Source organism: Yoonia sp. (genome assembly GCF_036007805.1).
Taxonomy (GTDB): Bacteria; Pseudomonadota; Alphaproteobacteria; order Rhodobacterales; family Rhodobacteraceae; genus Yoonia.
Window position 1 is genome coordinate 1 of sequence record NZ_DASYOK010000213.1, and the last position, 11,389, is coordinate 11,389.

9 protein-coding genes are annotated in these 11,389 nt (G+C 58.5%); 3 read left to right on the top strand and 6 right to left on the bottom strand.

Annotated features, from left to right (window positions below; genetic code table 11):
- Positions 1-2 precede the first annotated feature (2 nt).
- From VGP75_RS11935 to upp, 3 genes are read left to right on the top strand one after another with little or no spacing between them, the layout of a single operon-like run.
- Positions 3-1,178, top strand: a complete 1,176-nt coding sequence (locus tag VGP75_RS11935; RefSeq protein ID WP_327543877.1) for a phosphopentomutase — start codon at positions 3-5, stop codon at positions 1,176-1,178.
- Positions 1,175-2,164, top strand: coding sequence for an adenosine deaminase (locus tag VGP75_RS11940; protein WP_327543878.1), 990 nt, complete (start codon positions 1,175-1,177; stop codon positions 2,162-2,164). Before VGP75_RS11935 ends, VGP75_RS11940 begins: the two co-directional genes overlap by 4 nt.
- On the top strand, positions 2,161-2,793 hold the full coding sequence (upp, locus tag VGP75_RS11945; protein WP_327543879.1) for a uracil phosphoribosyltransferase: 633 nt from the start codon (positions 2,161-2,163) through the stop codon (positions 2,791-2,793). The genes VGP75_RS11940 and upp overlap by 4 nt, the downstream gene beginning before the upstream one ends.
- A 3-nt stretch (positions 2,794-2,796) precedes the next feature.
- On the opposite strand, the gene VGP75_RS11950 is transcribed toward upp, so the two are convergent.
- The 6 genes from VGP75_RS11950 to VGP75_RS11975 all read right to left on the bottom strand — a co-directional run.
- A complete protein-coding gene (locus VGP75_RS11950; protein WP_327543880.1) occupies positions 2,797-3,813 on the bottom strand; it encodes a hypothetical protein in 1,017 nt (338 codons plus the stop codon).
- Positions 3,814-4,136: 323 nt separating this feature from the next.
- Positions 4,137-5,762 carry an AMP-binding protein gene (locus VGP75_RS11955; RefSeq protein WP_327543881.1) on the bottom strand — a complete coding sequence of 542 codons (1,626 nt, stop codon included), beginning with the start codon at positions 5,760-5,762 and terminating at the stop codon, positions 4,137-4,139.
- Positions 5,763-6,013: 251 nt separating this feature from the next.
- Positions 6,014-8,212 carry a 3-hydroxyacyl-CoA dehydrogenase NAD-binding domain-containing protein gene (locus VGP75_RS11960; protein WP_327543882.1) on the bottom strand — a complete coding sequence of 733 codons (2,199 nt, stop codon included), beginning with the start codon at positions 8,210-8,212 and terminating at the stop codon, positions 6,014-6,016.
- 12 nt (positions 8,213-8,224) lie between these two features.
- On the bottom strand, positions 8,225-9,436 hold the full coding sequence (locus VGP75_RS11965; RefSeq protein ID WP_327543883.1) for an acetyl-CoA C-acetyltransferase: 1,212 nt from the start codon (positions 9,434-9,436) through the stop codon (positions 8,225-8,227).
- 27 nt (positions 9,437-9,463) lie between these two features.
- The gene (locus tag VGP75_RS11970; RefSeq protein WP_327543885.1) at positions 9,464-10,084 is read right to left on the bottom strand and encodes a glutathione S-transferase family protein; all 621 of its coding nucleotides are present in this window, start codon (positions 10,082-10,084) and stop codon (positions 9,464-9,466) included.
- 90 nt (positions 10,085-10,174) lie between these two features.
- Positions 10,175-11,389, bottom strand: a 1,215-nt coding sequence (locus VGP75_RS11975) for an acyl-CoA dehydrogenase family protein (RefSeq protein ID WP_327543884.1), incomplete at its 5' end; no start/stop codon positions are given.

Genomic DNA, 11,389 nt, shown 5'->3' on the forward strand with positions numbered 1-11,389 from the left:
TGATGCCACGCGCATTTTTGGTCGTCATCGACAGCGTCGGGATCGGCGGCGCACCTGACGCGGACCAGTTTTTCAATGGTAAACTGCCCGATACAGGAGCCAATACCGTTGGTCACATTGCGCGGGATGTGGGCCTGAATGCGCCGACACTTGAGGCGCTTGGTCTGGGTGCTGCGGTAAAGCTTGCCTGCGGCGAGGCACCCGCCGGATTGGACGCGACACCAACAGGCGCGTGGGGCGCTGCAACGGACATCTCGCGCGGGAAAGATACGCCGTCAGGCCATTGGGAACTCGCCGGTGTGCCTGTGCCGTGGGACTGGCATGTGTTTCCGGATACCGATCTTGCCTTTCCGCCCGAACTGACCACGCTGATCTGTGAATTGGCGGGCACCGAAGGTAGTTTGGGAAACAGACATGCGTCTGGCACGGCGGTGCTGGATGAAGAGGGCGCAGCACACCTGCGCACGGGCTGGCCGATCTGTTATACTTCTGCTGACAGCGTGCTGCAGATTGCGGCCCATGAAGAGGCGTTCGGGTTGGAGCGGCTGATCAAGCTCTGCCATGATCTTGCGCCCGCCGTGCATGACATGCGGGTCGGGCGGGTCATCGCCCGTCCGTTCCTTGGTGAAGTCGGCAATTTCCAACGCACCGCCAATCGCAAGGATTTCGCCATCGCACCGCCGTCACCCACGATTTGCGATTATGTTCATGATGCGGGGCGCACTGTGCATGCAGTGGGCAAAATCGGCGATATCTTCTCGATGCGGGGGATTGATGATCTGCGCAAAGGGCGGGATGCGGCCCTGATGGGGCATATCCACGATCTGGCCGACGCGGCGGCGGACGGGGCCTTCGTCTTTGCCAATCTGGTCGAGTTTGACAGCGAATACGGCCATCGGCGTGACGCGGCTGGATACCGTGACCACTTGCAGTGGTTTGACGGGGAACTGGCGGTACTTTTGCCCAAACTGAAACCCGATGATCTGTTGATCGTCACCGCAGACCATGGCAATGACCCCACATGGGCTGGCACCGATCACACCCGTGAACGTGTGCCGGTTTTGGTGCATGGCTTGGGCGCGCGCGCGCTGGGTCAGCTCCAATTTGTCGACGTGGCCGCTACCGTTGCCGCCCATTTGAATGTGCCTTACGCAGGCCAAGGAAAGAGCTTTCTATGAGTTTTCGCACCCTCCCCAAAGTCGAGCTGCATACACATCTCGAAGGTTGCGCGCCGCCGGATTTTATCAAAGGGCTGGCTGCGGAAAAGAAGATCGACATCAGCAAGATATTCACGGCTGACGGCGGCTATGCCTTTCGCGATTTCGACCATTTCCTGAAGGTTTATGAGGCCGCTTGCACGACGTTGCAAACGCCCGAGGATTTCCGCCGCCTCACGATGGCTGTGCTGGAAGAAACGGCCTTTCATGGTGTGGTCTATATGGAGACGTTCGTGTCCCCCGATTTTTGCGGCGGTGGCGATCTGGCGGCGTGGAAAGACTATCTCGCCGCGATGGAAGATGCAGCAGCCGAGGCGGAAGAGACGCTGGGGATTACGCTGAAAGGGATTGTGACAGGCATCCGCCATTTCGGGCCCGAGGCCTGCAAGCCCGCTGCGCGCTGTGCGGCTGAAACCTTTGGCGACTTCATCGTGGGCTACGGCATGGCCGGCGGCGAAATGGTCGGACGCCCCGGCGACTATCGCTATAGCTTTGACGTGGCACGCGAGGCGGGGATGCCGTTGACCTGCCACGCGGGCGAATGGGGTGGGGCGGCGATGGTGTCTGAAACCCTGTGCGACTTGAAAGTATCGCGGATTGGTCACGGGATCGGGGCGATTACCGATCCTGCCCTGATTGAAGAGATCGCCGAGAAAGAGATTGTGTTGGAGGTCTGCCCCGGCTCGAATGTGGTCCTGAAAGCCGTCAAAGACTGGGACAGCCACCCGATTGCGAAACTGCGTGACGCGGGTGTGAAGGTGACTGTGTCGACAGATGATCCGCCCTTCTTTCACACGACAATGACGGATGAATACGAGATGCTTCACCGCACCTTTGGCTGGGATGAGGGCGATTTCAGAGCCCTGAACGAAACGGCCCTTGCCGCAGCCTTCTGCGATGACGCCACCAAAACCCGCATCACCAAAAAACTGGAGCCCGCCACATGACCGAGCACGTCACCCACGTCACCCACCCGCTGGTCCAGCATAAGCTGACACTGATGCGCCAGAGTGATACATCGACGGCCTTGTTCCGCCAGTTGTTGCGCGAAATCAGCCAGTTGCTGGCCTATGAGGTGACCCGTGGCCTGCCGATGACAACCAAGCGCATCGACACCCCGCTGCAGCCGATGGACGCACCCGTGATAGACGGCAAAAAGCTGGCGCTTGTATCGATCCTGCGGGCGGGGAACGGTCTCTTGGATGGCGTATTGGAATTGATCCCATCTGCCCGTGTCGGTTTTGTCGGACTGTACCGCGACGAGGAAACACTCAAGCCGGTACAGTATTATTTCAAGGTGCCAACCGAGCTTGAGGACCGGTTGGTCATTGCCGTCGATCCGATGCTGGCGACCGGCAATTCTTCCGTGGCCGCGATTGATCTGTTGAAACAGGCAGGGGCGACAAACATCCGGTTCCTTTGCCTGCTGGCAGCCCCCGAAGGGATTGCGCGCATGCGTGAGGCCCATCCCGATGTCCCGATTGTGACCGCCGCGATTGACAGCCATCTCAACGAGAAGGGCTATATCGTGCCGGGTCTTGGCGATGCCGGTGACCGGATGTTCGGCACGAAGTAATACCTAGATATTGCAGATATTCTGCAGGCTGACCCAATCACTATCTGTCAGAATGAGTGGCGTGGTCTGGCCGTCAAGCGGGTCCAGGCCGAGGTCCGGCATGTTGCCACTGCGGGCATCTACTGCAGCCAAATAAGGGGCCTGAGGAATTTGCGCCGCCGCCAGCGTTTGACGCAGAAGCGTCAGATCTGGTGTCGCGGCAGCGCCTGCCAAAAGCGTTGCTGCATTGTCGCGGAGGATCGCATCAGGGATTTCGCCGGTTGTCAGCAGGCGGAATGTGGTGCCAAGTCCGGCCTGTTGCAGCAAAGCTTCCAACGGGTCCATGTGCAGAACCGAGGCGCGCGCGGCAAGAATGAAACCCGCCGCAACCGCCGGATCATCCGAAAGCTGCAACACCCCATAATCCAGAGCCACGATGCCCCCCGGCAAAGCCAATGCACCCTGCGCAAGGGCGGGCACAACAACGATCCGTGCTACGGTCTGCGGCCCGAAAAGCCGCTGCGCCAGACGCCTTGCTGCGGCATTTGCCCGGGGCGCCTGACAGGCTGCACCGGTCTCTTCCTGCACATACCCCAGCAGCTTTGTTCCGATCTCCATGCGCTTGGGTGCTGGCACCACGGCAAGGGTTTGCCGTGTCAGTGCACCGGGCAACCAGAAGATGGCTAAAAGCAAGGTCACAACGATCAGCCCAGCCGTCAGCCAATGGCGCAGGGTTCCCGGGTGGGGGCGCGATTTTGCCAGGGCCTTACGCACTTCCTCGATCGCATCAATCATGGTGATGTCAGCGATTTCCAGTATCTCGCTGGCCTCTTCGTCTGGCGCGTAGATTGCGGGCGTTTCCTCGGGGTTTTGCCGGATCAACGCAGGCAGAGACCAATGGGCCAAAGGACGCCCCGTAGCATCTGCAATCACAAGTGTCGCATCGCCGAAGGACAGCATGACATCACGGCGCTGGCCCTCCGGCTCCGACCGCCAGAGCGCTTCGCTTTCCAGCCGTACATATCGCGCGAGTGCCGTCATCTGCTCTTTTGCCCTTTTGGCGGCAGCGTACCGATTTCGGACTGGGTTGTCATGTCGGAAACAACCAGCGGATGGCATCATACGATGCACGACCTGATGCCTCCGGCGGAAGTTTGATTGGACATGGAAAATCAAGGGTTCGTTAACCATGCAATGCTAGACTCTCGGCTACGGTACAGGCGGAAGCGTTGATGACCGTGACGTGGAAAGTCGCGCTGGCGGGGATCTGAAAAGATCAGCCTGGACCGGGCAACCGGCCAGCGCGCAACCTTACCACTTTCCATGTCCAATCAAACTTCCGCCGGAGGCATCCTGCCGCCTGCCTAGAACGTCTTGGCCAGATTGCGGAGTTCAAACTTCTGGATTTTTCCGGTCGAGGTTTTCGGCAGCTCTTGGAACACGACTTTCTTGGGGCATTTAAACCCTGCCAATCGCGTCCGCGTGAAAGCGATGATGTCTGCTTCTTCTGCGCTGGCGCCATCCTTCAGTTCGACAAAAGCACAGGGCACTTCACCCCATTTGTCATCCGGTTTGGCGACCACTGCACAAAGGTTCACTGCCGGATGGTGCATCAGCGCGCCCTCGACTTCGACCGAACTGATATTCTCACCGCCGGAAATGATGATGTCTTTGGCACGGTCGGAGATTTGCATCGCTCCGCCCGGGTGCTGGATGGCAAGATCTTCGGAGTGGAAATACCCCCCTGCAAAGGCCTTTTCCGTGGCTTGGGGGTTCTTGAGATAGCCTTTCATCACAGCGTTCCCGCGCATGACGATCTCGCCTTGTGTCGCTCCGTCACGCGGGACTTGCCGCATGTGTTCATCGACCACGGTGACATCTTCCATGATCGGAAAGCCGACGCCCTGGCGTGCCTTGATCGCGGCCTGGTCGGCTTCGGGCAGGCTATCCCATGCGTCATCCCAGATACATTCTGTCACGTGCCCATACGTCTCGGTCAGCCCGTAGACCTGTTTGACGTTAAACCCCAATTTGCCGATTGCGGCCAGCGTGGCAGGGGCAGGGGGCGCGCCTGCGGTAAAGACCTCAACCACATGATCAAAGGCGCGGCGGTCGGAATCTTTGGCGTTCACCAGCAGGTTAAGCACGATTGGTGCGCCACCAAAATGTGTGATCTTTTCATCGCCAATCGCGTCGTAGATCGCCTTGGCTGTAATATCGCGACAACAGATTGCGGTGCCGCCCAAAGCAGGTAGCATCCACGTGTGGTTCCAGCCGTTGCAATGAAAAAGCGGGACGATTTGCAGGTAGCGCGGAAAGAGCGGTAACTCCCAGCTGATCGGTGTGCCCATCGTCATCAGGTATGCACCACGGTGGTGATAGACCACGCCCTTGGGGCGGCCAGTGGTGCCGGATGTGTAGTTCAGCGCGAGGCTTTCCCATTCGTCCTGCGGCAGGATCCAAGCGAATTCGGGATCTCCTGTCGCCAGAAAATCTTCGTAGTTCTGTTGTTCGCCCATGGCATGGACGCCAGCCTGATCATCCGGCACTTCAATGATCATCGGGGCAGGGCCCTCCATCAGGTCAACTGCGGCCATGGCGAGAGGCAGGAACTGGCTATCGACCAATGCGACTTTGGCTTCGCCATGGTCAAAGATATAGGCCACAGTATCCACATCCAAACGGGTGTTGATCGTGTTAAGCACGGCACCACAAGCAGGGACACCGAAGGCCGCTTCGGATTGCGCAGGGATATTGGGAAGGATTGTCGCAACGACATCGCCGGGTTGCACGCCGACCTTGGTCAGCGCTGAAGCCAGCCGAGAGATGCGCCGGTAATATTGTGCATAGGTCAGGCGGGTATTTCCGTAAACCACCGCCTCGCGATCAGCAAAAATCAGCGTTGCGCGCTGCAAATGCGACAAGGGCGTCAGCGGCACATAGTTTGCCGCCCGCTTTTCAAGCCCGGTTTCATCGCGCATCCAACCCATGCTGCCCTCCCGCAGATTGCCTTTGAGGGGTGAGTATTGCGCTATGTTGTTGCGTTGGAAAGTCCGAATTGGCCCAGAAAGGGGCGGCACAGTTTTGGTGCCCCTGTTTAGAAGATTAGATGTATAGCTAAGTTTTGCACGGATTTCAGGTTAGGCTTATCGAGTGCCGGTATCGGCTATGCAGTGCAACATATTGATATTAAGTAAAAAAGAGAGTGGCGCATCCCGGAGCCGGAATGCGCCATAAGCCTTTAGGCCGCGTGTTCTTGTGCACCAAAGCGCCTGTAGAACTCTTGGCCCTTGTCGGCCATGTCGCGCAGCAAGGCAGGGGTTGTGAAGCGTGCACCGAACTCTTCGGTCAGCTGGTCACAGCGTTCGGCCGCATAAGGCGCGCCAATAATGTCGAGCCAGCTGAACGGGCCACCCGACCACGGTGCAAAGCCCCAGCCGAGGATTGCGCCGACGTCGCCTTCACGGATGTCTTCCAGCACGCCTTCCTCCAGCGCGCGGACGGCTTCAAGGACCTGCGCGAACAGCAGGCGGTGCTGGACGGTGATCAGGTCTGGTTGCTCATCTGCGACAGGATATTGCGCGGCGAGACCTTCCCATAGACCGCCGCGTTTGCCTTTGTCGTCGTAAGCGTAAAAGCCCGCGTTGGATTTGCGGCCCAGACGGTTCTGCTCATACATCCAGAACAGCACTTCATCGACTTCGCCATCAGGATAGGCATCGCCCATCGCCGCCCGCGTCGCCTTGGCGATTTTCACGCCCAGATCGACAGAGGTTTCATCGACCAGTTGCAGTGGTCCCAGCGGCATGCCGACCAGTTTGGCCGCGTTCTCGATCAGGGCAGGTTCCACGCCTTCCTTTACCATCCGAATGCCTTCGTTGATGTAAGGAATGATGCAGCGGTTGGCATAGAAGAACCGTTCGTCGTTCACGACAATCGGAGTCTTCTTGATCTGGCGCACATAGTCGAGCGCTTTGGCCACGGCCACATCGCCGGTCTCTTTGCCTTTGATGATCTCGACCAAAAGCATTTTATCCACGGGGCTGAAGAAGTGGATACCGATGAATTTTTCCGCATCGACCGATGCTTTTGCCAATTCTGTAATCGGCAGGGTCGATGTGTTGGTCGCAAAGATGCAGTCAGGGCCGGTGACGGCCTGCACCTTGGCTGTGACCTCTGCTTTGACGCCCACGTCTTCGAACACGGCCTCCACGATCAGATCACAGCCTTTCAGAGCATCGTAGTCAGTCGTCGCATTGATCAGGCTGAGTACGGCGTCTTTCTTGTCCTGCGTGACCTTCTTGCGGGCCATGCCTTTGTCCAGATGGGCGGTGGTGTAGGATTTGCCCTTGTCAGCCGCTTCCTGCGTGCTGTCGATCAGGACAACCTCGATGCCTGCCAGAGCTGAAACCAGTGCAATTCCTGCGCCCATCATGCCCGCACCGATGACGCCGACCTTTTTTACCTTCTGGTCCGGCGCGTCGGGGCGGTTCGCGCCTTTTTCCAGTGCTTCCTTGTTGATGAAAAGGCTGCGGATCATGGCGGACGACGACGGGTTCATCAGGACGTTGGTGAACCAGCGCGCCTCGATCTTCAGGGCTGTGTCGAATGGCACCAGCGCGCCTTCATAAACGGCTGACAGCAGCGCCTTGGCCGCAGGATAGACGCCCATGGTCTTGCCGTTGACCATCGCAGATGCGCCGACGAAGGTCATGAAGCCCGCAGGGTGGTAGGGCGCGCCGCCGGGCATTTTATAGCCCTTTTCATCCCATGGTTTAACGATGTTCGGTTCTGACAGAACCCATGCCTTGGCTGCCGACAAAAGCTCATCTGCAGGCACAACCTCATCGACGATACCGGCCGCTTTCGCTTTCTGGGGGTCATTCAGCTTACCCTCAAGCAAGAGCGGCGATGCCCCCATCGCACCGAGTTTGCGCGACAGACGGGTCGTGCCGCCTGCACCGGGGAAAATCCCGACAAGGATTTCAGGCAAACCGATCTTGGCCTTGGGGTTATCGGCGGCAAAGATACGGTGACAGGCCAGCGGCACTTCAAGGCCGATACCAAGGGCTGTGCCGGGCAGGGCGGCTGCAATCGGCTTGCCGCCTTTGTTGGTCTTGGGGTCCATGCCTGCACGCTCGATCTTGCGCAGGATCGCATGCATTCCCATCAGGCCGTCAAACAGGCCGCGTGCAGGATCATCGCCCGCGCTTTCCTTCATCTTTGCGATGATGTTCAGGTCCATGCCGCCCGCAAAAGAGCCCTCTTTGCCGGACGTAATGATGAGGCCCTTGATACCGTCATCAGCCAACGCCTGATCAATCAGCGCGTCCAGATCGGTGAAGCCTTGCTGGTTCATCACGTTCATGGATTTGCCAACCGTGTCCCAGACGATTGTCGCGACGCCGTCGACGTCTGTTGTCATTGTGAAATCAGTCATATCAGGCACTCCTTACACGCGTTCGATGATTGTGGCCGCACCCATGCCGGATGCGATGCAAAGGGTGGCAAGACCAGTGCCCTGACCTGTCCGTTCCAGCTCGTCCAGCAGAGTGCCGATGATGATGGCACCAGTCGCACCCAGCGGGTGACCCATGGCGATGGAGCCGCCGTTGACGTTGACCTTGCTGTTGTCCACATCAAAGGCCTGCATGAAGCGCAGGACGACCGATGCGAATGCCTCGTTCACCTCGAAAAGGTCGATATCGCTGATGCTCATCCCGCTGTCTTTGAGGATCTTCTCGGTGACTGGCACAGGGCCTGTTAGCATGATGGTCGGATCGGTCCCGATCTTGGCGGTCGCCTTGATCCGCGCGCGCGGTTTCAGGCCCATCGCCTCGCCCCATTCCTTGGACGCGACCAGAACGCCAGCCGCCCCGTCCACGATCCCTGAAGAGTTGCCCGCGTGATGGATGTGGTTGATCCGTTCCAGATGCGGGTATTTCATCAAGGCGACTTTGTCGAAACCGGGCATCACTTCGCCCATGGCCTGAAACGCAGGATTGAGCGAGCCTAATGTCTGCATGTTTGTCTCGGGGCGCATGTATTCGTCGTGGTCGAGAATAGCCAAGCCGTTGATATCGCGCACGGTGACGATGGATTTCGCAAAACGTTTATCATTCCAAGCTGCTTTGGCACGTTTCTGGCTTTCCATCGCAAGCTGGTCGGCATCATCACGGCTGAAGCCATACTCGGTGGCGATGATATCGGCAGAGATACCTTGCGGTACAAAATACGTGTCCATTGCGATGGAAGGATCAACTGCAATCGCCGCACCGTCCGAGCCCATCGCCACACGGCCCATCATTTCCACGCCGCCCGCGATATAGGCCTGACCTGCGCCGCCTTTGATTTGGTTGGCGGCAAGGTTCACGGCCTCCATGCCCGAGGCACAGAACCGGTTGATCGCAAGCCCGGGGATGGACTGGTCCAGATCGGAGGCCAGCACGGCCGTGCGCGCAAGACAACCGCCCTGTTCGCCAACTTGCGTGACGTTGCCCCAGATCACATCTTCAACGGCGTGACCTGTCAGGTCGTTGCGCTCTTTCAGCGCATTCAGCACGCCCGCGGACAGGCGCGCGGATGTTACCTCGTGCAGGCTGCCGTCCTTGCGGCCTTTGCCGCGGGGCGTGCGGATCGCGTCATAGATATAGGCTTCGGTCATGTGGTCCTCCGGGTATTTAGGTCCGCGTCAGCCAAGGGCGCGCGGCATCAGGTCATAGGGGTGTTTCCAACCGGGCTGTGCGGCGATTGCATCCAGCCAGCGGTCGATATTGGGGTAAGCCTTGCGGTCGAAGGTAAAGTCTTCGGGGTAAAAAAGGTAACCGGCGCAGGCGATATCTGCGATGGTGATGTCGTCAGCCGTCAGCCATTCGGTAGCACCCAGCTGTGTCTCCATGACTTTCAGGGCAGAGGCGAGGCGCATTGCAAGAAACGCGTTCACATCGGAGTTGCGCTTGTCTTCGGGAAGGAAGTTCATGTTGAAGCGCAATGGCCCTGCAACGCCAGATACCTTGTGGTTGTCAAAGAACATCCAGCGCAGCACGTCGCGGCGCTCTGCGGCGGATTTCCCGCCCAGTTTGCCGGTCTTGGAACTGATATAATCCTGAATTACAGCGGATTGGGTCAGGACCAGATCGCCATCCTCAAGCACGGGCACTTCCCCCATCACATTGAGCGCGCGGAATTCCGGCGTGCGGGTGGCCCCTTTGAAGAAATCGACAAAAACAGGCTCCCACGCCTCGTCCGAAAGGGTCAGGGTCAGAGCCGCCTTATAGGCGTTTCCGCTTTCGCCAAAGCAGTGCAATTTCATCATGTCGTGCAGGCCTCCCAACCCGATCGCGGCTACGGTTGTTTCCGCAGCGGACAAAGGCGCGCCGAAAGCGACGCGCCTTTGCCGAGCCTAGAAGTTTGCAGCCTCAAGCGCCATGACAGTCTCGCCGCCGGTGTTGATGCGTGCGAGGTGCATCGCAGTGGCAGGCAGTTGGCGGGCCATATAGTAGCGGCCGGTCGCGATCTTGGTTTCATAGAATGCGGTGTCGGATGCGCCGCTTTCCAGTGCTTCCATCGCTGCTTTCGCCATACGCGCCCACATCAGGCCAAGGCAAACGTGACCCATCATGTGCATGAAGTCATATGACCCAGACAGTGCGTTGTTCGGCTTGGTCGCGTTCTGCATGAAGTACATGCCAGCGGCCTGAAGATCCTTTGATGCCGCTTTGAGTGGCACCAAGAAGTCCTTGTTCAGCGCCTCATTGCCCTCGTTTTCCTTGATGAAGGTCTTCACCATCTCAAAGAACGCCATCACATGCTTCCCGCCATCCAGCGCCAGCTTGCGGCCCACGAGGTCGAGCGCCTGCACACCGTTTGCGCCTTCGTAGATCATCGCAATCCGTGCATCGCGGGCATATTGGGACATACCCCATTCTTCGATATAGCCGTGGCCGCCATAAACCTGCTGGGCCGCAGTGGCATATTCAAAACCTTTGTCGGTCACGAAGCCTTTGATCACAGGCGTCATCAGCGAAATCAGGCCATCGGCGTCTTTATCCTGGTTCTTGTGCGCCCGGTCGATCAGGTAGGCCCCCCAGAACGTGAAAGCGCGTGCGCCTTCGACAAAGGATTTCTGGTCCATCAGGTTGCGGCGGATATCAGGGTGCACGATCAGCGGATCGGCAGGCCCGTCAGGGTTCTTGGCACCGGTCACATCGCGCCCTTGCAGGCGGTCGTTGGCATAGGCCACGGCGTTCTGATAGGCGCTTTCTGCCTGGGCATAGCCTTGCAGGCCGACACCCAGACGGGCTTCGTTCATCATGGTGAACATCGCGCGCATGCCCTTGTGCTCTTCCCCGACAAGGAAACCGGTCGCCTCGTCATAGTTCATCACGCAGGTTGAATTGCCATGGATGCCCATCTTTTCTTCGATCTTGCCCACGGACACGCCGTTGCGCGCACCCAGCGAGCCATCCTCGTTGATCATGAACTTGGGCACGATGAAGAGCGACACACCTTTGATGCCCTCAGGCCCGCCCTGAATTTTGGCCAGAACAAGGTGGATGATGTTTTCCGCCATGTCGTGCTCACCAGCCGAGATAAAGATCTTCTGGCCGGAGATTTT